Source organism: Acidovorax sp. BLS4, from assembly GCF_032929295.1.
Taxonomy (GTDB): domain Bacteria; phylum Pseudomonadota; class Gammaproteobacteria; order Burkholderiales; family Burkholderiaceae_C; genus Paracidovorax.
The window spans coordinates 2893336-2916388 of sequence record NZ_CP136797.1; the positions used below are offsets into that span (position 1 = coordinate 2893336).

General features: G+C 69.3%; 19 protein-coding genes and 1 tRNA gene. 8 read left to right on the plus strand and 12 right to left on the minus strand.

Features of this window, described 5'->3' with window-relative positions; genetic code table 11:
- Nucleotides 1–125 precede the first annotated feature (125 nt).
- Nucleotides 126–1601, plus strand: a complete 1476-nt coding sequence (locus R1Z03_RS13415; RefSeq protein ID WP_317351639.1) for a sensor domain-containing diguanylate cyclase — start codon at nucleotides 126–128, stop codon at nucleotides 1599–1601.
- A gap of 46 nt (nucleotides 1602–1647) precedes the next feature.
- Here R1Z03_RS13415 and R1Z03_RS13420 read toward each other — a convergent pair whose 3' ends face one another.
- Entirely contained in the window at nucleotides 1648–2880 is a 1233-nt protein-coding gene (locus tag R1Z03_RS13420) for a multidrug effflux MFS transporter (protein WP_284405815.1), read from the minus strand.
- A 230-nt stretch (nucleotides 2881–3110) separates the two neighbouring features.
- Here R1Z03_RS13420 and cobW point away from each other — a divergent pair, with 230 nt between their 5' ends.
- From cobW to R1Z03_RS13440, 4 genes are all read left to right on the plus strand, one after another.
- Nucleotides 3111–4160, plus strand: coding sequence for a cobalamin biosynthesis protein CobW (cobW, locus tag R1Z03_RS13425; RefSeq protein ID WP_317351643.1), 1050 nt, complete (start codon nucleotides 3111–3113; stop codon nucleotides 4158–4160).
- Between the two features lie 33 nt (nucleotides 4161–4193).
- On the plus strand, nucleotides 4194–8033 hold the full coding sequence (gene cobN, locus R1Z03_RS13430) for a cobaltochelatase subunit CobN (RefSeq protein ID WP_317351646.1): 3840 nt from the start codon (nucleotides 4194–4196) through the stop codon (nucleotides 8031–8033).
- Between the two features lie 130 nt (nucleotides 8034–8163).
- The gene (locus R1Z03_RS13435; protein ID WP_317351649.1) at nucleotides 8164–9309 is read left to right on the plus strand and encodes an ATP-binding protein; all 1146 of its coding nucleotides are present in this window, start codon (nucleotides 8164–8166) and stop codon (nucleotides 9307–9309) included.
- A gap of 110 nt (nucleotides 9310–9419) precedes the next feature.
- Nucleotides 9420–9977 carry a VWA domain-containing protein gene (locus R1Z03_RS13440; RefSeq protein WP_317351651.1) on the plus strand — a complete coding sequence of 186 codons (558 nt, stop codon included), beginning with the start codon at nucleotides 9420–9422 and terminating at the stop codon, nucleotides 9975–9977.
- Between the two features lie 127 nt (nucleotides 9978–10104).
- Here R1Z03_RS13440 and R1Z03_RS13445 read toward each other — a convergent pair whose 3' ends face one another.
- From R1Z03_RS13445 to R1Z03_RS13455, 3 genes are all read right to left on the minus strand, one after another.
- Nucleotides 10105–11007, minus strand: coding sequence for a helical backbone metal receptor (locus tag R1Z03_RS13445; protein WP_317351652.1), 903 nt, complete (start codon nucleotides 11005–11007; stop codon nucleotides 10105–10107).
- A 143-nt stretch (nucleotides 11008–11150) separates the two neighbouring features.
- A complete protein-coding gene (locus R1Z03_RS13450; RefSeq protein WP_284429061.1) occupies nucleotides 11151–11627 on the minus strand; it encodes a copper chaperone PCu(A)C in 477 nt (158 codons plus the stop codon).
- Between the two features lie 133 nt (nucleotides 11628–11760).
- A complete protein-coding gene (locus tag R1Z03_RS13455) occupies nucleotides 11761–12120 on the minus strand; it encodes a DUF2946 domain-containing protein (protein ID WP_317351656.1) in 360 nt (119 codons plus the stop codon).
- A gap of 246 nt (nucleotides 12121–12366) precedes the next feature.
- On the opposite strand from R1Z03_RS13455, the gene R1Z03_RS13460 reads away from it, so the two are divergent.
- Complete coding sequence (locus R1Z03_RS13460) at nucleotides 12367–13455, plus strand: SDR family oxidoreductase (protein ID WP_317351659.1); 1089 nt, start codon at nucleotides 12367–12369, stop codon at nucleotides 13453–13455.
- 89 nt (nucleotides 13456–13544) lie between these two features.
- On the opposite strand, the gene R1Z03_RS13465 is transcribed toward R1Z03_RS13460, so the two are convergent.
- The 7 genes from R1Z03_RS13465 to R1Z03_RS13495 all read right to left on the minus strand — a co-directional run bounded on the left by R1Z03_RS13465 (nucleotide 13545) and on the right by R1Z03_RS13495 (nucleotide 18911).
- Complete coding sequence (locus R1Z03_RS13465; RefSeq protein ID WP_317351661.1) at nucleotides 13545–13961, minus strand: pyridoxamine 5'-phosphate oxidase family protein; 417 nt, start codon at nucleotides 13959–13961, stop codon at nucleotides 13545–13547.
- Nucleotides 13962–13980: 19 nt separating this feature from the next.
- Nucleotides 13981–14196, minus strand: coding sequence for a DUF3606 domain-containing protein (locus tag R1Z03_RS13470; protein WP_272564590.1), 216 nt, complete (start codon nucleotides 14194–14196; stop codon nucleotides 13981–13983).
- A 228-nt stretch (nucleotides 14197–14424) separates the two neighbouring features.
- A tRNA-Lys gene (locus R1Z03_RS13475) sits at nucleotides 14425–14500 on the minus strand.
- A gap of 126 nt (nucleotides 14501–14626) precedes the next feature.
- Nucleotides 14627–15604, minus strand: coding sequence for a GMP reductase (locus R1Z03_RS13480; RefSeq protein ID WP_272564565.1), 978 nt, complete (start codon nucleotides 15602–15604; stop codon nucleotides 14627–14629).
- Between the two features lie 178 nt (nucleotides 15605–15782).
- Entirely contained in the window at nucleotides 15783–16502 is a 720-nt protein-coding gene (locus tag R1Z03_RS13485) for a hypothetical protein (RefSeq protein WP_317351672.1), read from the minus strand.
- A 126-nt stretch (nucleotides 16503–16628) separates the two neighbouring features.
- Nucleotides 16629–17654, minus strand: a complete 1026-nt coding sequence (locus R1Z03_RS13490; protein WP_284408410.1) for a tripartite tricarboxylate transporter substrate binding protein — start codon at nucleotides 17652–17654, stop codon at nucleotides 16629–16631.
- A 60-nt stretch (nucleotides 17655–17714) separates the two neighbouring features.
- Entirely contained in the window at nucleotides 17715–18911 is a 1197-nt protein-coding gene (locus R1Z03_RS13495) for a M20 family metallopeptidase (protein WP_317351677.1), read from the minus strand.
- A gap of 137 nt (nucleotides 18912–19048) precedes the next feature.
- Between R1Z03_RS13495 and R1Z03_RS13500 the strand changes: the two genes are divergently transcribed.
- Nucleotides 19049–19954, plus strand: coding sequence for a MurR/RpiR family transcriptional regulator (locus R1Z03_RS13500; protein ID WP_284405827.1), 906 nt, complete (start codon nucleotides 19049–19051; stop codon nucleotides 19952–19954).
- 54 nt (nucleotides 19955–20008) lie between these two features.
- Entirely contained in the window at nucleotides 20009–22471 is a 2463-nt protein-coding gene (locus tag R1Z03_RS13505) for a UvrD-helicase domain-containing protein (RefSeq protein ID WP_317351679.1), read from the plus strand.
- Between the two features lie 46 nt (nucleotides 22472–22517).
- Here the strand turns inward: R1Z03_RS13505 and R1Z03_RS13510 are convergent, their stop codons facing one another.
- Nucleotides 22518–23048, minus strand: a complete 531-nt coding sequence (locus tag R1Z03_RS13510) for a tail fiber protein (protein WP_317351680.1) — start codon at nucleotides 23046–23048, stop codon at nucleotides 22518–22520.
- Nucleotides 23049–23053: the final 5 nt, after the last annotated feature.

Below are 23053 nucleotides of genomic sequence, written 5' to 3' on the forward strand. Positions count from 1 at the left end.
GCGCGGACTGCCGCTGACTGCAAAAGCCAACCCTTCGGGGTTGGCTTTTTTTATGGGCGGACCACACGATGGAACGGTACGGTCGGCGTCTGCCCGACAATCGTTCGCTTGATTGGAGGTTCCCGATGCCGTCTTCTTTGCCCTCGTCCTCGGACGCGGACTTCGAACACATGTTCGACCTTGCGCCCGTGTCGCTCTGGCTGGAGGACTACAGCGCGCTCAAGCAACTCTTTGCCCGCTGGCGCAGCGAAGGGGTGCAAGACATCGCCGAGCACGTCCGAAACGACCCCTCCTGCCTGTGGCAGTACAGCCATTGCCTCAAGGTCATCAAGGTGAACCAGCGGACGCTGGAACTGTTCGCCGCGCCGGACCAGGCCACGCTGGAGGCCTCTCTCGGACAGGTGTTTCGCGACGACATGCACGCGCAGGCCTTGCCCGAGATTCTGCAGCTGTGGTCCGGGGCGACCGAGTTTTCCAACCAGGCGGTCAACTACACGCTCGATGGCCGCCGGCTCGACGTGCAGATCCGCGGACGCATCCTGCCCGGGCATGAGGACGACTGGAGCCGCGTGCTGGTGTCCCTGGAGGACAACACCGCGCAGCACCAGGCAAGCCGTGCCCTGAAGGAGAGCGAGCTGTATGCGCGCGGCCTCTTCGAGAATTCGCCGGTGTCGCTGTGGGTGGAGGACTTCACCGCGGTCAAGCGGCTGCTCGACGACGTGCGGGCGCAGGGCATCCGCGATTTCAAGACCTTCCTCAAGGTGCACCCCGAGTTCGTGGTGCGATGCATGCACGAAATCCGCGTGATCGACGTCAATCAGGAAACCCTGTCGATGTTCGGGGCCGAGTCCAAGGAGATGCTGCTGCACCGGATCGGCAAGGTGTTCCGGGGGGAAATGCAGGAATCCTTTGCGGAGCAGTTGCTGGACTTGTGGGACGGCAGGCTTTTCCAGCAGCGCGAGGTGGTGAACTACTCCCTCTCCGGCGAAGCCGTGAACATCCACATGCAATTCGCCATCCTGCCCGAGCATGCGCACGACTGGAGCATGGTGCTGCTGTCGCTGGTGGACATCACCGCGCGCAAAAAGGCGGAGGCGTACCTGGAATACCTGGGCAAGCACGACGTGCTGACCCAGCTGCGCAACCGGGCTTTCTATGTCGAGGAACTGAACCGGCTCACGCGCAAGGGCCCCTGGCCGGTGGCCGTTCTCGTGATCGACATGAACGGTCTGAAGTCGATCAACGATGAAGAAGGCCATGCGGCCGGCGATGCCATGCTGCGCCGCGTGGGCGAGGTGCTGGCCAAGGCCGTGGATGCGCCGGCATGCGCCGCGCGCATCGGCGGCGACGAGTTCACCGTGCTGATGCCTGCGACCGACGAACGGGGTGCGCATTCCCTCATGGAACGCATCAACTCGCTGCTGGACCTGAACAACCAGTTCTATCCCGGCCGGCCGCTGAGCCTGTCCATGGGAATCTCGAGTGCCTCTTCGGGCGATCAGCTGGAGGCCGCGGTGAACCGGGCGGACCAGGCCATGTACGCCGAGAAGATGCGCTACTACCAGGCCCGCGAGACGGATCGCCGCCGGGGCAGCAATTGAGGCGAAGGCTGGCGCCGCGCTGGGGCGGCGCGTGAACGATCCGGGGTCAGCCCGCCGATGCGGTGCGGCCGACGTCCGGCCAACGGTGGTGCAGGTAAACCCAGGCTCCCAGCCCCACGCACATCATTCCCAGTGAGGCACCGGCCAGCCACAGCGTGGAATGCATGACCAGGGGGGCGACCACCCCGGCCACCAGCCCGTTGGCAGACGACCCCACGAAGGCCTGCAGCGAAGAGGCCATGCCGCGCCGCTCCGGATGCAGGTCCAGCACCAGCAGGGTGACCACGGGCACCATGAGCGCCCAGCCGAACGCGAACACGGCGATGGGCAGCAATGCCCAGGAAACGTGTGCCTTGAACAGCCAGTTCGCCAGCAGGTTCAGGATGGACATCGAGAACATGATCAGAAAGCCGTGGCGGATCTGCCGCTTGGGCGCGATGCGCCCTGCCAGCCTCCCGCTGAGCCAGGCGCCGCCCATGATGCCCGAGATCGTCAGCACGAAGAACCAGAAGAAATGCGTGGGAGCCAGCCCCAGGTGGTCGCCCAGGAAGGCAGGCGCGGCCAGCACGTACAGGAACATGCCGTTGAACGGCACGCCGCTGGCCAGTGCCAGCAGCAGGAAGCGGGGGCTCGAGCCCAGCTCCCAGTAGCCGCGCAGCAAGTGCCGCGCATTGAAGGGCTGGCGCTGCTCGGCATGCAGCGTTTCCGGCAGCAGGCGGTAGTTGGCCAGCCAGAGCGTCGCGCCGACGCCGGTCAGGAACCAGAACACGCTGTGCCACCCCGCGTGCACGAACAGCCAGCCGCCGATGATGGGCGCGATGGCCGGTGCCACGCCGAAATAGATGGTGACCTGGCTCATCACCTGCTGCGCCTGGGCGGGCGGGAACATGTCGCGGATCACCGCACGCGATACCACGATGCCGGCACCTGCCGAGAGGCCCTGCAGCGCGCGGAAGATGACCAACTGGCCGATGCTCTCCGACAGGGCGCAGCCGGCCGACGCCAGGGTGAACACGGCAATGCCCCACAACACCACGGGCCTGCGCCCGAAGCTGTCCGACAGCGCTCCGTGGAACAGCGTCATGAAGGCGAAGCCGAACAGGTAGGCCGACAGCGTCTGCTGCATCTCCACCGGCGATGCGCCCAGCGCGGCGGCGATCCCCGAGAACGCGGGGATGTAGGTGTCGATCGAAAATGGGCCCAGCATGCCCAGCAGCGCCAGCAGGACGGCCAGGGCCCAGCGCGGTGCGCGCCAGATGTTGTGGGCTTCAGGGTTCATGGATTCGGTGTGGAGCAGGGGACGGGCGAAAGGGCCGTGCCGCCGGGGGGCGGGGAGCGGTCCGCATGCCTGTTGGCACGCCCCGTCGCCGCAGGGCACAGGGTCACGATTATGGTGCAGGCTCCACTTTGGGAGGTGTGCAGGCCGCGCCGCCTGTCCCGCGGGAGACGGTTCGGCCGATTCCCGGATAATTCCGCAGTCACGCCGTCTGCGGCACCGAAAGAACCGATATGCAAACGTCCAAGATTCCCGCCACCATCGTCACCGGTTTCCTGGGCAGCGGCAAGACCACGCTGCTGCGCCACATCCTCGACAACGCCGACGGCCGCCGCATCGCGGTGATCGTCAACGAGTTCGGTGAACTCGGCATCGACGGCGAGATCCTCAAGGGCTGCGGCATCGGCTGCGACGACGCGGGCAACGAGCGCGAAGGCGCGCTCTACGAATTGGCCAACGGCTGCATGTGCTGCACGGTGCAGGAAGAGTTTTTCCCGGTGATGAAGCTGCTGGCCGAGCGGCGCGACCAGATCGATGCGGTGCTCATCGAGACCTCGGGCCTGGCCCTTCCCAAGCCGCTGGTGCAGGCCTTCCAGTGGCCGGAGATCGCCAACGTGTTCACCGTGGATGCGGTGGTGACGGTGGTGGACACGCCGGCCGCCGCCAGCGGCCAGTTCGCCGCCAACCCGCAGGCCGTGGACGCCCTGCGCCGCGCCGACCCCAACCTCGACCACGAGTCGCCGCTGCATGAATTGTTCGAGGACCAGCTCTCCGCCGCGGACCTGGTCGTGCTCAACAAGACCGACCTGGTGGACGCCGATGCGTTGGCCCGCGTGCAGGCGCTGGTGCGCGAGGAGATTCCCTCGTCCGTGAAGGTGGTGCAGTCCGAGCAGGGCCGCCTGCCACTGGATGTGCTGCTGGGCCTGTCCAAGGCGTCCGAGGCCTCCATCGACCAGCGCCAGAGCCACCATGACCATGAAGAAGACCACGACCACGACGAGTTCGACGCGCACGTGATCGACCTGCCGGCCGTGGACCGCGACCGCCTGTTGACCGCCTTGGCGGGCCTCGTGGAGCAGCACGCCATCCTGCGCGTGAAGGGCTTCGCCGCCATTCCGGGCAAGCCCATGCGTTGGCTGCTGCAGGGCGTGGGCCAGCGCCTGGATCACCACTTCGACCGCGCATGGCGCGAGGGCGAGGACCGCCGCACGCGGCTGGTGTTCATCGGCCAGGCGCTGGATGCCACCGCGCTGCGTGCCGGGCTCGACGGCGTGGCCGCCTGATGCGGGCGCGATAGTCCGGCCCGGCCCGCCCGCATGCACCTGCTGAGCACCCGCCCGGGCGGCTTCGTCGAGGACGAGACCGTCATCACCCGCCTGGACCAGAGCCCGGCGGACATCGTCGTGCTCAGTTCGGCCGACACCACGCTCGCGCTGCTTTCGGCCGCCTGTGCCGAACTGGCGCGCACGCAGCCGGGCTTTCCCTCGGTGCGGGTGGCCAATCTGCTGTACCTGCGCCAGCCCGCGTCGCTGGACCTGTATCTGGACGAAGTGCTGCGCCACGCGCGCGTGGTGATCGTGGACCACCTGGGTTCCGAATCGGCCTGGCCCTACGGCATCCAGCAGATCGGCGCGCTCGCGCGCCGGCAGGGGCAGCGACTGGCCATGTTCTCGGGCGACCTGCAGGAGGACCCGCACCTGGTGGAGCGCAGCACGCTGCCCCCTTCGGTGTGCCATGGGCTGTGGCAGTACCTGCGCGCCGGCGGCGCGGGCAATGCGCTGCAGTTCCTGCGCGCGGTGGCCTTCCACGGGCTGGATCATGGCGATGCGCCGCTGCCGCCGCGCAGCCTGCCGCAGGCCGCCGTGCATGTGCCGCCGGCGCTGGGCGTGGCGCGTCCGGCGGGGCATACCGTGCCCGGCATCGACGATCTGCGCGCGGCCTGGGTGCCGGGCGCGCCGGTGGTGGCGCTGGTGTTCTACCGCTCGCACCTCATGGCGGGCAATACCGCGGCGTTCGACGCGCTGGCGCTGGCGCTGGCCGGCCAGGGGCTCAACCCCTTGCCGGTGGCGCTCGATTCGCTCAAGGACCCGCTGTGCCTGTCCACCCTGCAGGACCTGTGCCGCCAGCATGCGGTGCAGCTCGTGCTGAACACCACGGCCTTCGCGGCGCTGGAGGAGGGGGCCGCGCTCGCGGGCGATGCACCGGTGCTGCAGGTGATCGCCAGCGGCGGAAACCGCGAGGACTGGTGGGCGGACAGCCAGGGCCTGCGTCCGCGCGACATCGCCATGCAGGTGGTGCTGCCCGAGATGGACGGGCGCATCGTCACCCGCGCCATCAGCTTCAAGGGGCTGTCGCACCGCTGCGCCTTCACGCAGGCCGACGTGGTGGCCTACCAGCCCGAGCCCGATCGGGTGGCGTTCGTCGCTGCGCTGGCCCAGCGCTGGTGCCGGCTGCGGGGCCTTCCCAACCCGGACAAACGGCTGGCGCTGGTGCTGGCCAACTACCCCGGCAGCGAGGGGCGCCTGGGCAGCGGCGTGGGCCTGGACACACCCGCGTCGGTGATCGGCATCCTGCAGCACCTGCGCGCCGAGGGTTACGCCCTGGGCGATGCCGTGGCCGTGCCGGCCGATGGCGACGTGCTCATGCGCGTGCTGCAGCAGGGCATTGCGAACGACCCCGCGCAGTGGCCGCTGCGTCCCGCCTGGCAGAGCTACGCCCTGGCCGATTACCGCGCGCGGCTGGACGCGTTGCCGGAGGGCATGGCGCAAGCCATCCAGGACCGCTGGGGCCCGCCCGAGGCCGACCCGCTGCTGCGCCAGGGCCGCTTCATGATCGCGGGCCTGCGGCTGGGCAACGTGTTCATCGGCATCCAGCCGGCGCGCGCCAATGCGGCGGCGCCAGGGCAGGGCACTGCCGGTGCGCAGGACTACGCAAGCTACCACGATGCCGAGCTGGTGCCGCCGCATGGCTACCTGGCCTTTTACTTCTGGCTGCGCGATGTGTTCGCCATCGACGCGGTGGTGCACGTGGGCAAGCACGGCAACCTCGAATGGCTGCCCGGCAAGAGCCTGGCGCTGTCGCAGGTGTGCTGGCCTGATGCGATCCTGGGGCCGCTGCCCCACCTGTACCCCTTCATCGTGAACGACCCGGGCGAGGGCGCGCAGGCCAAGCGCCGCAGCCAGGCGGTCATCATCGACCACCTGATGCCGCCGCTCACCCGCGCCGAAAACCACGGCCCGCTGCAGGACCTGGAGCGCCTGGTGGACGAGTACTACGACGCGCTGCTGGTGGACGCGCGCCGCGCCACGCTGCTGCGCCGGCAGATCCTGGATGCGGTGCGCCGCCAGCACCTGCTCGAGGAGCTGGACCTGGCCGCGCCGGCCGGCGGCGCGCCGGACGACGATGCCATCCTCGCGCGCATCGACGCCTACCTGTGCGAGCTGAAGGAAACGCAGATCCGCGATGGCCTGCATGTCTTCGGCGCCTCGCCGGCGGGTCGCCAGCGGCGCGACACGCTGCTGGCGCTGGCCCGCTACCCGGCCGGCGACGGGCAGGGCGCTCAGGCCGGGCTGCTGCAGGCCCTGGCCGACGACCTGCTGCCCGGCGATCCCTTCGACCCGCTGCAGATCGAGGCGGCGCAGCCCTGGCAGGGCCCGCGGCCCCAAGCGCTGCAGGCAGTGGACGCCAGCCCCTGGCGGCACCACGGCGACACGCGCGAGCGGCTGGAGCTGCTCGCCCAGCAACTGCTGGAGGACGGCGCGCCGGCCGCAGCCTGGCCGCGCACGCAGGCCGTGCTGGCGCGGGTGCAGGGCACGCTGGCGCCCGCGCTGGACGCCTGCGGTGGCCAAGAACTGGGGCAGCTGCTGCGCGGCCTGCGCGGGCTGTTCGTGCCGCCGGGCCCGAGCGGCTCGCCGTCGCGCGGCCGGCCCGACGTACTGCCCACGGGGCGCAACTTCTACACCCTGGACACGCGCGCCATTCCCACCCGCACCGCCTGGGAGCTGGGCCAGCAGTCCGCCCAGCGCATCCTGGAGCGCTACCTGCAGGAGCACGGCGAGTACCCGCGCACGCTGGGCCTTTCGGTCTGGGGCACGGCCACCATGCGCACGGGCGGCGACGACATCGCCCAGGCCTTCGCGCTGATCGGCGTGCGGCCCCGCTGGGCGGCGGGCAGCCAGCGCGTGGTCGATTTCGAGGTGGTGCCGCGTGTGGGGCTGGGCCGCCCGCGCATCGACGTCACCCTGCGCATCTCCGGCTTTTTCCGCGATGCCTTCCCCGGCACGGTCCAGATGTTCGATGCGGCCGTGCAGGCCGTGGCGGCGCTGGAGGCCGAGGACGCCGAGGAAAACCCCATCCGCGCCCGCATCCTCGAAGAATGCGCCGCGCTGCAGCAGCGGGGCGTGGACGCGGCCGCTGCACGCCGCCAGGCCGGCTGGCGCGTGTTCGGCGCACCGCCCGGCCATTACGGCTCGGGCCTGAACGGCCTGTTCCAGACCGGCGACTGGCAGGACGACGGCGATCTGGCCCGCGCCTACGTGGGCTGGAGCGCCCATGCCTACGGGCAGGATGCCGCGGGCGAGCCCGCGGGCGATGCGCTCGCGCGCCGCCTGCAGGGCCTGGACGTGGTGGCGCAGAACCAGGACAGCCGCGAACACGACCTGCTCGACTCCAGCGACTACTACCAGTTCCAGGGCGGCATGGCCGCCGCCGTGCGGCACCTGTCGGGGCGGCAGCCCGCCCTGTACCACGGCGACCATGCCAACCCGCAGGCGCCCCGCATCCGCACCCTGAAGGAAGAGATCGGCCGGGTGGTGCGCGCGCGCGTCACCAACCCCAAGTGGATCGACGGCGCCAAGCGCCACGGCTACAAGGGCGCCTTCGAAATGGCGGCCACGGTGGACTACCTGTTCGGCTTCGATGCCACCACGCGCCAGGTGAGCGACCACCATTACGCTCTGGTGGCCGATGCCTATGTGCTGGACGCCGGCACCCGCGACTTCGTGCGCACCCACAACCCCGCCGCCTTGCGCGACATGCTCGAGCGCCTTTTGGAGGCCATGCAGCGCGGCCTGTGGCAGGCGCCGGGCGACTACCGCCAGGCGCTGCAAGACCTGCTGCTGGAGCACGAGCAATCGCAGGAGGGCGCCCGCGGATGACACCCCACGCCCCCCGATCTGCACAACGGGCCGCAACACGGCCCGCAACACCGCCCCTGGCAGCCGGACCGCATCGACCGCATGGCCAAGGCCACGATCGGCGCTGACATCGCCTCCCCCACCCCTCCGCATGCAAGACGCCACTCCTTCCCTGCCCGCGCTTTTTCCCTTCGCCGCCGTTGCCGGCCAGCCGCAACTGCGCCAGGCGCTGCTGCTCGCCGCCATTGATCCGCAGCTGGGGGGCGTGCTGATCGAAGGCCCGCGCGGCACGGCCAAATCGACCGCCGCGCGCGCCCTGGCCGAGCTGATCGAAGGCGCGCCCTTCGTCACGCTGCCGCTCGGCGCCTCGCTGGAACACCTGGCCGGCACGCTGGACCTGGAACAGGCCATGGCCGGCAACGCGGTGCGCTTTGCGCCCGGCCTGCTGGCGCGCGCGCACGGCGGCGTGCTCTACGTGGACGAGATCAACCTGCTGCCCGATGCGCTGGTCGACGTGCTGCTGGACGCGGCCGCCAGCGGCGTCAACGTGGTGGAGCGCGACGGCATCTCGCACCGCCACGCCGCGCGCTTCGTGCTCGTGGGCACCATGAATCCGGAAGAGGGCCAGTTGCGCCCGCAGCTGCTGGACCGGCTGGGCCTTTGCGTGCGCCTGGCGAACGTGGTGGAGCCGGCCGAGCGCCAGGCCATCGTGCGCTCGCGCCTGGCGTTCGACATGGACCCGGAAGGTTTTCGCGCGCGCTTTGCCGACGCCCAGGCCGATCTGGCGCAGCGTCTGCGCGCGGCGCGCGAGCGCATCGCCCAGCCCGGCGCGCTGCCGTGGCCGGATGCGGTGCTGGCCGATGTCGGCGAGCGCTGCATCGCCGCCCGCGTGGATGGGCTGCGCGCGGACATCGTGATGTTGCGCGCCGCCCGCGCGTTGGCTGCTTGGGAAGGCGCCTCCGCTGTGGAGGCCCGCCATGTGGCGCCGGTCGCGGAACTGGTGCTCGCGCACCGCCGCCACGCGGATGCCGGGGCGCCGCCACCGCCCCTGCCGGCCCCGGGGCCGAGCGCGGAGAAGCCCCCGGGTACGCAGCGGGAGGGCCGCCCGAGCGAAAGCGCCACACCAGGGGATGGGAGGAGCGAGGGAGATGGCCCTGCCGACAGCGGCGGCGCCCTTTCCACCGGGGCTGCGGACTGGGGCGCCTTGCCCCCCGAACCCGTGGGCACCCAGGCCTTCAAACCCGTGCGGCCGCTGGTGCCGCGCGGCGGGCAGGACAGCGCACCAAAAAAAGCCTGAGCCCCCGCCCCGGGCGTGCCGCGGCGCGCCAGGGAGAACGGGGGCGGGGCGATGGAACGCCTGACCTGCGCGGCGGCGAGCCGGGGCCCTGGGACTGGCCGCGCACCTTCATGGCGCGGGGTGCTGCTGTTCAACTGCAGCGGGAACACCTGCGCCACCAGCCCGTACAGGCCCGCACCGGGCGGCTGCATTGCTTCGTGCTGGACTGCTCGGCCTCCATGGTGGCGAGCGGCGCCCTGGCGCGCGCCAAGGGCGTGCTGCTGGCGCTGATGGGCGAGGCCTACCGTCACCGCGACGACGTGGCGCTGCTGTGCTTCGGTGGCAGCGGCGTGCAGTTGCGCGTGCCGCCCCAGCGCGCACCCGCCTGGAGCGACGGCTGGGTGTCGCCCATCGGCGGCGGGGGCGGCACGCCGCTGCACGGCGCGGTGAACCGGGCGGCCCAGGTGCTGCAGGGCGCGCGCGGGCGGCAGGGGTGGCTCTGGCTGCTCACCGACGCTCGCACGCGCGAGCAGCCGGGCCGGCCGGCGGTGGCGCGCGAGGCCTGCGTGGTGGATTTCGACGTGGCCCGCGTGCCCTTGCACCGGGCCGAGCGGCTGGCGCAGTGGTGGCAGGCGCGCTATTGGAGGGCGGATGGCGTGGAGGACCTGCCAGCCGCTATGGAAAGGTGAGCTGCCACCGCTGAATCAGCGGCGTTCTCAGTGCCAAAATGGCCTGGAGGGCAATTGATACTAGGGCATATCGCTATATTTTTAATAGCACCCCTGCATGTCCGTATCATCGCTGCCGCCACGGCCATTACGGCGGCGTGGAGCGCCGGTCCACCGATGCCAGGCAATCCAGGATTTCCCGCGCCGCCTCGTCAATGCGCGGACCCGGCCGCACCATCACGTCGAAGTGCGATTCGGCGATGCGGCAGAACCGACCGCGCTGCACCGCCTCCATGGTGCCCCAGCCGGGGCGCGCGGCGATCGGCGGCGTGCCCCGGCCTTCGTTGGTGATGAGCAGGTCGGGCTCGGCGCGCACCGCATATTCCGGGCCCAGCTTGGGAAACGCGCCCAGGCTGCCGGGCACCACGTTGCGCAGGCCCAGGCGGGCCAGCGTTTCGCCGATGAATGAGGCCTCGCTCGCCGCCGCCGAGCCGCCGTGCAGTTCGAAGTACACGCGCCGGCTTTGCCACGCGGCCGGGACCCGGGCGCGGGCTTCGTCCAGCCGCACGTCGGTGCGGTGCCACAGCGCTTCGCCCGCCCCTGGCTTGCCGATGGCCTGTGCCACCGCCTCCATGTTGCGCCGCATGTCCGCATGCGTTTTGGCGTCCAGCGCCAGCACCTTGATGCCCAGGCCCTCCAGCCGCTCGACCACGCGGTTGCGCGGGCGCACCAGCACCAGATCGGGCCGCAGCGCGATGATGCGCTCCACGTGCGCGTCCGCCAGGCTGCCCACCTGCGGCAGCTGGCGCACCGACTCGGGCCAGTTGGAGTGCCGGTCCACGCCGACGAGGCGATCGCAGGCGCCCAGGGCGCAAAGCGTCTCGGTGAGCGAGGGCTGCAGCGACACGATGCGAGCGGCCGGCCGTGGCAGCTCCACGGTCTGCTGCCGGTCGTCGGCGATGCGGATGCCTGCGTGTGCGGCGCCCGCCATCCACCAGGCCAGCAGGCACCACCACACAGCGGACGATCGAAAGGGGTGGGAAGGGCGCAAGGCGGTAGGCAAGGGGTGGGGCGGCATCGTGGGCGAGCGCGGTATTGTGCCGGTCCGCGGCCCTGGCCCGTGCCTTGGCCGAGCGCGCGAGGCCCAAAAAAGGCATGGCGTGCTGCGCGCTGCGCGCCATGCCGCTCGCCAGATCAGTGCTTGTGGTCGCCGTGGGCCGCCGGTGCCTGGCTGGCGCTCACCGCGCGCGCCTGGGCCTTCACCTCCAGGGACTCGCGCTTGCCGTCCTGGCCTTCGAAGACCAGCGTGAGCGGCACCGTGTCGCCTTCCTTCACGGGCTTGGGCAGGTCCATCAGCATGACGTGGTAGCCGCCGGGCTTGAGGTCCACGGCCTTGCCCGCGGGCAGGTCGATCGCGGGCACCTCGCGCATCTTCATCACGTCGCCTTCCATCTTCATCTCGTGGATTTCCGCCAGCGGCGCGGCGGGCGAGCTGACCGATACCAGGCGCGTGCTCTTCGCGGCATTGAGCCGCATGAAGGCGCCGGTGGCCTTCTGGTTCGGCACCGAGGCGCGCACCCAGGCGTCCTGCACGGTGACTTGGGCATGGGCGGCCGTAGCCGTCAGAAGGGCCATGGCGATGGCGAAAGCGGAAAAGGGGGTCTTGGGCATGAAAGCTCCTTGAATTCGGAAAACGGATCAACGGCCTGCGCGGGGCTGCGCGGAAAACCCGTGCCCGCAGCGGTCCGTAAACGGGGGGGCAGGTGGACGGGCCGGTCAGCACGCTGGGTGCCGGCCCCGGTGTTCATGCCGCCAGCGGCGGTGCCCGAGGAGGGAAGGGCGCACCGACCAGCGTGGCCGGCGGAGCGCGGTAGAGCGGGGTGGGAAGGTGCGTCGGCAGTGCCTGGGCATGCGCGCCCGCCTGGATCGAGGGCGGCGGCAGGACCGTCGGCAGGCACAGCGGACACTCCAGGCCATGGTGCGCAGGCACGGCGGCATCTTCGCCCGCGCCGGCCACCACCCACCGCGGCTCGCCACCCGCCGAGCACACCCATTCGATGCGCTGCGGGTGCACCAGTGGTGCAGCCACCGCCACGCCGAGCGACGCCACGAACCACGCCAGGATCAGGCGGGCGATGAAGCGGAGTTGGCGCAGGGCAGGCATGTGCGCTGCATTATCGCCGCGTGCTTTCTTGGGCCTGAAACGCGCTGGGTCCAGGGGCTGGTGCGCCCCCGAAGCGCGCACTCCGTCGATCACAAGGCCGTCCCCGAGGGACCTCCTGCATTCGGACAGCGCGTTTTCCGACGCGATCGCCTGCGCTGCGCACGCAGCCTTGGGCGTCTTCGTCGGCCGGCCCGCCCTTCAGCGGGCGCGCCGTGCCATGGTCCGCCATTCCCTCAGGAGCCTTTCATGCCCACCTCTCCCTCCTCCAAAGCCAAGACCCGCAACGGCACAACCGGTGCCACCAAAGCCCGGGGCAACGCCGGCACGGCGGAGAGCCCGGACACCGAAGCGGTCGCGCGCAAGCAGGTGCGAATCCAGCGCGAGCAGGACGCGAAGGACCAGGCCAAACCCTCTCGATCCGCCGCCCCAGCCAAGAAGGGCGCTGCGGCCAAGACCGCCGCCCCCGGCGCCGGCCGTGCAGCCCCCGTGCCGCCCATGCCGCAGCAGCACCTGGAAAAGCCGGGGCGTGAGGCCGACATGGAACTGGCGCCGCAGTTCGAGGCGCCCCAATACCGGGGCAGCGGCAAGCTCGATGGTTTCTCCGCCATCGTCACGGGCGGCGATTCCGGCATCGGCCGGGCGGTGGCCGTCCTCTTCGCCCGCGAAGGCGCCGACGTGGCCATCGTCTATCTCAACGAACACGAAGATGCCGAGGTCACGCGCCAGCATGTCGAACAGGAAGGGCGCCGCTGCATCCTGATTCCGGGCGATGTGAAGAGCGCGGCCTTCTGCCAGCGGGCGGTGCGCAAGACGGTGTCGGCGTTCGGCAAGCTGGACGTGCTGGTCAACAACGCGGCCTTCCAGGAGCATGCCGAATCCCTGGCGGACCTGACCGAAGAGCGCTTCGACGAAACCTTCAAGACCAACGTCTACGGTTACTTCCACATGGCCCAGGCGGCGCTGCCGCACCTCCAGCGCGGGGCCGCGATCATCAACACCGGCTCGGTCACCGGGCTGCGCGGCAGCAAGGAATTGCTGGACTACTCCGCCACCAAAGGCGCGATCCATGCGTTCACCAAAGCGCTGGCCAGCAACCTCGCCGAGCAAGGCATCCGCGTCAACGCCGTGGCACCTGGCCCCGTGTGGACGCCGCTGAATCCGGCGGACCGCAGCGAAGAGGGCATCGCCGAATTCGGCAGCAAGACCCAGCTGGGCCGGCCCGCGCAGCCGGAAGAGATTTCGCCGGCCTACGTGTTCCTGGCCTCGCCCGTGTGCTCCAGCTATATCACCGGCATCGTGCTGCCGATCACCGGCACCGCGGGCGACGGGGGCTGATGCCCTCCCGGGGGCCTGCACGCTGCTGGGCTGCGGGACGCGCCCTGCGTGTGCAGCGCCGCCCGGGTGCGCCAAGCGGCGCAATGGCATCAGACGGTGATGTCGCCGCCGTCTTCGCCATCCCAGTAGTGGATGCGGCAGGCTTTCACCCGGATCATGACGAGCCCCTGGGTGTCGATGCCATCCTTGAACCAGTGGTCCAGGTCAGGCGTCCAGTGATCGGCGAAGGCGGCCCGGTCGCGCACCAACTCGGCGTTCCCCTGCACGGCCACCAGGAAGGCCTTGGCGCCCTGGAAGGCGAGCGATACCTGGGGCGCACGTTCGATGTCGGCCACCATGCGGGATTGCTCCCAGGTGAAATAGCTCGACGTGCCGTCGTAATCGACCTCGCGGTTGTTGCTCATCGGCCGGCCGGCAATGGTGCCGCCGTCGGTGTGGGTGGACAGCATGGCGATGTCGATGTCGCGCATCTTCTCGGCCAGATCGGCCAGGGTCTTTTGGGTCATGGAGGGCGATCGGCGGGGTTCAGCGGTCAGCGCCGAGCTGTTCCACGCGGTCATCGTTGGTGATGCTGCGTGAACCCTTGAGGTGCATCTCCACATCGGCCGCCTTGTCGCCGACGGCTTGCACGGCCTCTTTCAGTTGCAGCTCGCTCACTGCGAGCTTGTCGGCCCATTGGGTGACGAGGGCGGCGTCGTTGACGTCGATGCGATCGGGTTGCACACCTGCGGCTTGGTTCATGTCGGTCTCCTGAAGAAAAGAAGGGGGAAGACATGAACCTAAGGCGCACGCAGCGGCGGCGGCTGTAGGCAGAACGCGCCCACTGCCGGAGGGATTGCCCGACAGGACGCCGTGGCGTGCATGGAATGCAGCGGTGCTGGGTGCTTTCCACGAAGCGGCGGCGGAAATGCAAAAAGCCGGCGCTATGTTTAGTAGCGTCGGCTTTTTTTGCCTTGCGGCTTGTATAAGTGGTGGGTCCTGAGTGACTCGAACACTCGACCTACGGATTAAGAGTCCGCTGCTCTACCAACTGAGCTAAGAACCCACTTTTTGAAAAGTTGTCTGCATCGCTGCAGAGCCTCGAATTATGCACCAAGATTTGAGGCGTCTGCAAGTCCCGCAGAAAAAATTGCCGTCATCAGGTGCTGATCGCCGGCCGTCCGGCGGTCTTTCACATGAGCAGATGCTCGCCCGCGTTGTCGCCACCCAGGATCACGTAGTTCACCTTGCGGATGTCCATGAGCTTGCGGCCGCCGGAGTAGCTGATGGAGCTTTGCACGTCCTGCTCCATCTCCACCAGCGTGCTGGCCAACGTGCCCTTGATGGGCTCGAGGATGCGCTTGCCCTCCACGTGCTTGTACTCGCCCTTGTTGAAGTCGCTGGCCGAGCCGTAGTACTCCTTGAACAGCGCGCCGTCCACTTCCACCGTCTGGCCCGGGGACTCTTCATGGCCGGCGAACAGCGAGCCGATCATGACCATGGTCGCGCCGAAGCGAATGCTCTTGGCGATGTCGCCATGGTCGCGGATGCCGCCGTCCGCGATGATGGGCCGGGTAGCCACACGCGCGCACCATTTGAGCGCCGACAGCTGCCAGCCCCCGGTACCGAACCCGGTCTTGAGCTTGGTGATGCACACCTTGCCCGGGCCGATGCCCACCTTGGTCGCATCGGCACCCCAGTTTTCCAGGTCGATGATGGCCTCGGGCGTGCCGACGTTGCCGGCGATGACGAACGCGCCGGGCAGCTTGTCCTTGAGGTAGCCGATCATGTTCTTGACCGTGTCGGCATGTCCGTGGGCGATGTCGATGGTGACGTACTCGGGCACGAGGCCGGCGGCGGCCAGTTGGTCCACGGTGTCGTAGTCGGGCTGCTTCACGCCCAGCGAGATGGAGGCGAAGCACCCCGCCGCTTGCATGTCGCGCACGAATTGCACGTTGTCCAGATCGAAGCGGTGCATGACGTAGAAGTAGCCGTTCTGCGCCATCCAGCGGCAGATTTTCTCGTCCACCACCGTTTTCATGTTGGCCGGCACCACGGGCAGGCGAAAGCTGCGCTGGCCCAGCGTCACGCTGGCGTCGCACTCGGAGCGGCTTTCCACGCGGCATTTGCGCGGCAGCAGCAGGACGTTGTCGTAGTCGAAGATTTCCATCAGATTTCCAAGCTCCATTGAAGGACGCGGCGGAAGGATTTCCGCCACGGTGGGCGCTTGGCTTGCTGACCGGCTCTGCGGGTGCCGCCGCAATGGACGGCACCGGACCCTGCTGTGCGCAGGCACAAAAAACCGGGCGTCAAGAAACTTGGGCCCGGTGACTGATTCTACCCGCCGCTCAAGACCCTGCTGCGCAGCGGGACTGCGCCGCGGCCACGATGCGGCCCTGCGCATCCTGCAGCCAGCCAGCGACGAACAGGCGCTCGGCATCGGTGCCTTCGGGGGTTCGCATGGAGCGGTTGTCGATCCAGGCGGATTGCTCTTTTTTCGATAGCGGGATGCCGGCGTTCCAATTGCCCTGGAGGGCATTTCGAACCACATACCGTTCGACCGGCGTCCCTGCGGTGCCCGCGCGCACCCGCTCCACCAGAACCAGCGTGTACGCGTAGCGGCCTGCCGGCAGCAGATTGCGGGGCGCGGGCTGGAAGGCGATGCCGGTGCCGAGGTAGTCGTTCATCGCCAGGCCGTTGGCCACGCGCAGCCGGCCGGGCAGGGGCTGCACCTCGGCGGTGTGGGTGTCTGAAAATGGCGGCACGCCGCGGCCGAGGTCCTGCAGTCGCTGCAGGGCATCGCGCGTGGCGGCGGCGGACAGGGGGGCATCGTCCGCCAACCCACCGGGCACGATCCAGTCGAGCACCAGTGCACTGGCGCCGGGCGCGTGCGCAGGCGGCCCGGCCCAGCACGATTCGCAGTCGGCGTTGATGAAGCGTTCGTACAGCGCCACGGGCTGCGCCACGCCGTCGCTGGAACAGGACGCCTGGGCTTGGGCCAGCAGCGGGGCGCCGCCGAAGGTGGCCAGCAAGGCCAGGGCGGTCAGGGAGTGAAGGGGTGGGCGCATGGGCAGCAGAGCAGCGGCAGTGGTGTTGCGCGCCATGTTCCCACAGATGCGCACGGCTTGGGAGCCGCCCGTGCATGTGGGGCCCCGGCCCCGAACCGGGGTGGGGCGGGAGGCCGGGTGTGCGGCCTACTCGGGCTTGACGTTGGCGCGGCGCACCACGTCGCCGTAGGCCACCAGGCGCTCGGCCATCATCTTCTCGAAGCCGGCCGGTGCCATGTCTTCCGGCGCGATCACGCCGCGGCCGCGCAGGTTTTCCAGCATGGAGGGTTCCGTGGCTGCCGTGCGGATGGCCTTGTGCAGCGTGGCCACGATGGCGGGCGGCGTGTTGGCGGGCGCGGCGATGCCGGTCCACGACGTCTGGTTGAGCGGGGCCTGGCCCAGTTCGGCGAAGGTGGGCACGTCGGGCAGTTGCGGCAGGCGCTGGGGCGACGCCACGGCCAGCGCGCGCAGCTTGCCGGCCTGGATGTGCGGCAGGAAGATGACCAGGTTGTCGAGCGTGAACTGCACCTCGTTGGCCAGCACGGCAGTGATGAGCGGAGAGCCGCCGCGGTAGGGCACGTGCACGGCCTGCGTGCCGATGGCCAGCTGCATCATTTCGACATTGAGCTGTCCCATGCTGCCGGCGCCGGCGCTGCAGAAGTTGAGCTGGCCCGGGCGCTGCTTGGCGTAGGCCACGAACTCGGCGAAGGTCTTCACCGGCAGGCTGGGGTGCACGACGAGCACGTTGGGCTGGCGGCCCAGGATGGCTATGTTGTCGAAGTCCTTGATGGGGTCGTAGCCCAGGTTGGGCTGCACGAGCGGATTGGCCAGGTGGCTGCTTTGCGAAGAGACCACGAGCGTGTAGCCGTCGGCCTTGGAACGGGCCACGAACTGCGCGCCGATCGATCCGCCCGCGCCGGGCTTGTTGTCGATGACCATGGGCACGCCCAGGATGCGGCCGAGCGGCTCGGCGTATTGCCGCGCCATCACGTCCACCGAGCCGCCGGGCGGGAAGGGCACGACGAGCGTGATCGGGCGCGCGGGGTAGGTCTCTGCCGCGTGGCTGGCCACGGCGGGCAGGCCGGCCAGGCCCAGCCCGAGGCTGGAGGCCAGGATCTGGCGGCGGGTCAGGTGGCAGGCGTCAGGCGAGGAAGGGGCGGTGCGAACAGGCATGGCAGAGGCAATGGCAAATGAAAAGACAAAGGTGAAAACAGGGCGCGGCCTGGCCCGCCGTCAGCCCAGCGCGAGCAGGGTGAGGGCCAGCGCCTGGGCCCGTGGCACGAAGGTGGTCAGGTCGCAGAACTCGCGCTCGCTGTGGGCGTATCCGCCCACCGGGCCCAGCGCGCACAGCGAGGGAATGCCCATCGACGAGGTGATGCCGCTGTCGGCGGCCCCGCCGGTGAATTCGCCCTCGACCGCGAAGCCAACCTGCGCCGCGCTGTGCTGGTAGGCGGCCAGCAGGTCGGCCGGGGTTTTGGCCATGGGCAGCGTGCCCGTCTGCTCCACGATGCGGCCACTGGTGCGGGGCAGCGATTCTTCTTCTATCACCGTGCGGATGCGGGCCAGCACGGCCTCGAGGTCGTTCTCGGCCGTGTAGCGCAGGTCCAGATGGGCCCGCGCCAGCGGCGCGACGACGTTGGAGGCCATGCCGCCCTGGATGAAGCCGACGTTGAGCGTCACGCCCGGCTCGCAGCCGTTGAGCGCGTGCAGGGCCACCGTCTTGCGCGCCAGGGCCTCGATGGCGCTGGCCCCCTGCGCGGGGTTGATGCCGGCATGCGCGGCCACGCCCTGCACCTCGAAATCGATGCGGTACGAGCCCTTGCGCTCGACCACCACGTTGCCCGTGATGCGGCCGGGCTCGGCGTTGAGCACGGCGCGCGCGCCCTGGGAGATTTCGCGGATCACCGTGCGGCAGGCGGGCGAGCCCACTTCTTCGTCGCACGAGAAGAACAGGTGCACGGGCGAGGCGTTGCCGCCGAACCGGGCCAGCGCCTCGGCCACGAAGACGTTCATGACCAGGCCGGATTTCATGTCCGCCACGCCGGGCCCGAAGGCCTTGCCGGCTTCCACCCGCCAGGGGCGCTCGGCGGCCGTGCCCAGGGGGAACACCGTGTCCATGTGGCCCATGAGTTGCAGGTGGCCTGCGGCCGACGGGTTGCTGCCCGGAATGCGGGCCAGCAGGCATTCGCCCCAGCCCGGCTGCGGCAGGGTCTGCACGGCGATGCCAGCCGCTTCCAGCCGCCCGCGCAGCAGGGCCGCGACCTGCTGCACGCCCGCCACATGGCCGCTGCCGCTGTCGGTGTCCACCACCTGCCGCAGCAGATCGAACATGGCACTTTCCTGCGAGGCCAGCCAGGCCAGCAGGGGTTGCGCAGCCGGCGGCAGGGCCTGGCCGGTGGCAGGGGAGTCGGCTTCGATGGTGGTGGTCATGGGCATCGCGAGTGAAATGAATATTTCAATAATCATATATTCATGAAACAGTCATTGCAATGTGCTCGCGGTGCTTCGCCATGCGGGGCTGCGCTGGATTACGCTCACCCATCCCCGTCGATTTCTCCACCCCTGCCATGCTCCTGACCGAACGGCTCGTCCTCCACGCCCCCACCCTGACGGCCAGCGAACGTGCGCTGGCGGACGACCTGCAGCGCCACTACCCCGACGGATTGCTCGACTCGGCCAGCGCCATGGCCGCGCGCGCGGGCACCAGCGCCTCCACCGTGGTGCGGCTGTTCGCCAAGCTGGGCTATGCCAGCCTGGCCGAGGTGCGCCGCGAAGCCCGCAGCGAGGTGACCGTGCTGCTGCAGACGCCCGCCCAGCGCACGCGCGCCACCATCGGCAGCGACCGCACCCTGGCCGAGTGCGTGGACGATGCGCTGCTGCACGACCAGCACAACCTCACCGCCACCCGGCAGGGCCTGGACATGGGCGTGTTCGGGGCGGTGGTGCAGGCCATCAGCGGCTGCCAGGGGCGCGTCTTCGTGATGGCCGAGAAAAACAGCGTGCCGGTGTCCTCCTACCTCACCACCCACCTGAACATGTGCCGGCCGCAGGTGCTGGAACTGGGCGCGGGCGCGCCCTTCGCGGTGGACCGGCTGCTGTGGACCGAGCCGCAGGACATGCTGCTGGTGTTCACCATCCGCCGCTATTCCAACGGCGCGCTGCTGGCCGCGCAGCATTTCCGGCAGCAGGGATGCACCGTGGTGGCGATCACCGACAGCGCGGCGGCGCCCATCGTGGCCTGCGCCCACCACAGCCTGCTGGTGGGCACGGCGAACGCGTCCCCGTTCGACTCCTACACCGCCGCGTTCTTCCTGTGCAACGCGCTGGTGTCCGCCGTGGCGCAGCAGCGGCATGGCGAAGTGGCGCAGACCCTGCAGCGCCGCGACGCGCTGTGGAAGGACTTCGAGGCCGATGCGGTGGACGGCCTGCGCCGCATGCCCCCGCTGCCGGCCCGCCCGCGCAGTGGGGGGTAGCGCCGAGCAGCCCCACGGCGGAGGGCGGCCGGTGGAGGTTCCTACAATGGCGCCATGCTCCCACACGACCTGTTTTCCGGCGCGCCAGCGCCTTTCGGTGCTGGCGACGCCGGCCCCGCGCCCCAGTCCGATGCCGCCTCGCCCCTGCTGCAGAACCTGAACGACGAGCAACTGGCCGCGGTCACGCTGCCGGCTGGGCACGCCCTGATCCTCGCGGGCGCGGGCTCGGGCAAGACCCGGGTGCTCACCACCCGCATCGCCTGGCTGCTGCAAAACGGCTACGCCACGCCCGGCGGCATCCTGGCCGTCACCTTCACCAACAAGGCCGCCAAGGAGATGGTCCTGCGCCTGTCGGCCATGCTGCCGGTGAACGTGCGCGGCATGTGGATCGGCACCTTCCACGGGCTGTGCAACCGCCTGCTGCGGGCGCACTACAAGCTGGCCGGCCTGCCTCAGGCCTTCCAGATCCTGGACACGCAGGACCAGCTTTCGGCCGTCAAGCGGCTGTGCAAGCAGTTCAACATCGACGAGGAGCGCTTTCCCCCGAAGCAGGTGCAGTACTTCATCAGCGGCTGCAAGGAAGAGGGCCTGCGCCCGGGCGACGTGGACGCACGCGATGCCGATGCCCGCAAGAAGGTCGAGCTGTACCAGCTGTACGAAGAGCAGTGCCAGCGCGAGGGCGTGGTCGATTTCGGCGAACTGATGCTGCGCAGCTACGAATTGCTGCGCGACAACGACCCGGTGCGCGCGCATTACCAGCGGCGCTTTCAGCACATCCTGGTGGACGAGTTCCAAGACACCAACAAGCTGCAGTACGCTTGGCTCAAGCAGCTCGCGGGTGACGTGGCGGACGGCCAGTTCCAGGCGCGCGGCAGCGTGATCGCCGTGGGCGACGACGACCAGAGCATCTATGCCTTTCGCGGTGCGCGCGTGGGCAACATGGCCGACTTCGTGCGCGAGTTCGACGTGCAGCGCCAGATCAAGCTGGAGCAGAACTACCGCAGTTACAGCAACATCCTCGATTCGGCCAACGCCCTCATCAGCCACAACAGCAAGCGCCTGGGCAAGAACCTGCGCACCACGCAGGGCCCTGGCGAGCCGGTGCGCGTGTTCGAGGCCACCACCGACCTGGCCGAGGCGCAGTGGATGGTGGAGGAGATCCGCCAGCTCGTGCGCAGCGACGGTTTCGAGCGCAAGGAAGTGGCCGTGCTCTACCGCAGCAATGCGCAGAGCCGGGTGATCGAGTCGGCCCTGTTCAATGCCGCGGTGCCTTACCGCGTGTATGGCGGCCTGCGCTTCTTCGAGCGGGCCGAAATCAAGCACGCGCTGGCCTACCTGCGCGTGCTGGAGAACCCGCACGACGACACGAGCTTTCTGCGCGTGGTCAATTTCCCGCCGCGCGGCATCGGCGCGCGCACGGTCGAGGTGCTGCAGGACGCGGCGCGCAGCGCGGGCTGCTCGCTGCACGATGCCGTCACCGCGGTGCCGGGCAAGGCCGGCGCCAACCTGGGCAGCTTCGTCGCCCTGGTCGACGTGCTGCGCGAGCAGACGCAGGGCATGACCCTGCGCGGCATCATCGAGCAGATGCTGGAGTCGAGCGGCCTGCTGGAGCACTTCCGCTCTGAAAAGGAAGGCGCCGACCGCATCGAGAACCTGCAGGAGCTGGTGAACGCGGCCGAGAGCTTCGTCACGCAGGAAGGCTTCGGGCGCGACGCCATCGCGCTGCCGGTGGATGAGCACGGCACGCCGCTCACGCAAAGCCCGGCGAGCCAGGGCCTGGACCCGTCGCTGCCCACGACCGACGAGCCGCTGCCCGGCGGCGTGGCGGGCATCGTGGACACCGATACCGGCGAGACACTCTCGCCCCTGGCCGCCTTCCTGACCCATGCGGCGCTGGAGGCGGGCGACAACCAGGCGCAGGCCGGGCAGGATGCCGTGCAGCTCATGACCGTGCACGCCTCCAAGGGCCTGGAATTCGACGCCGTGTTCATCGGCGGCATGGAAGAGGGCCTGTTCCCCCACGAGAACGCGATGAGCGACCGCGAAGGGCTGGAGGAAGAGCGCCGCCTGATGTACGTGGCCATCACCCGCGCGCGAAAGCGCCTGTACCTGAGCCATTCGCAGACCCGGCTGCTGCACGGCCAGACGCGCTACAACATCAAGAGCCGGTTCTTCGACGAACTGCCTGAAGCCGCGTTGAAATGGATCACGCCCAAGCAGCAGGGGTTCGGCACGTTCGCTCCTAATTCAGGAGCGGGCGGTGCATATGGATCTAGCGCGAGAGGCGGATTCGGGTCCAGGTCGGAATCGTTCGCCAGCCCGCCGGTTCCGGTGCAGAAGGCCGCCCCATCGCACGGGTTGCGCGTGGGACTGGGCGTGTTCCACACCAAATTCGGCGAGGGCAAGGTGCTGGCGCTGGAGGGCACCGGCGACGATGCGCGCGCACAGGTGAACTTTCCCCGGCATGGCACCAAATGGCTGGCGCTGTCGGTGGCCAAGCTGACCGTGGTGGACTGATTGGACACCGCGGGGCGGGGTGGCATGCGCCGCCCCGCGGCGTGCCTCAATTTCGGGACGGAAAGGTCCCTGCGAGCGCGATGATGAAGTTGAGGGAGAGATAGGGCTGCATGTTGTCGTGTGGCTGGCTGCTCCCGGCCAGCCCCGTCGTGACGCCGGCCAGGTTGCCGTCGGGGGCCTGGTTGGTGTATTGGTTATCGCGCCGGTCGGAAGCGGCCAGGTAGCGGCCGTTGGGCGCTGCCGAGTTGCCCGCGCCGCTGCTCACCGCCACGGAAGTGGTGTGGTTGTGCATCGGCATGTTGTTGATGTTGAGCGTGACGCTTTCCTGTCCAGCCATCTGCCCCAGCACGTAATTGCTTCCGCCGGGCGACATTCCCATGCCCAGCGGTACACGGCCGCGCAGATCGGGCAGCGCGAAGGTGGTCTGGCCATTGCCTCCGTAGGTGGTGCCCAGCAACGAGAACAAGGCGGCATTACTGGAAATCGCCATCAATTGGCCCCAGCAAAAAGCCCAGTTTCGGGGCGCGTAGTTGCCTGCGAACACAGAGATTTCACCGATGAATGGGTCTGCAGCCATGATGT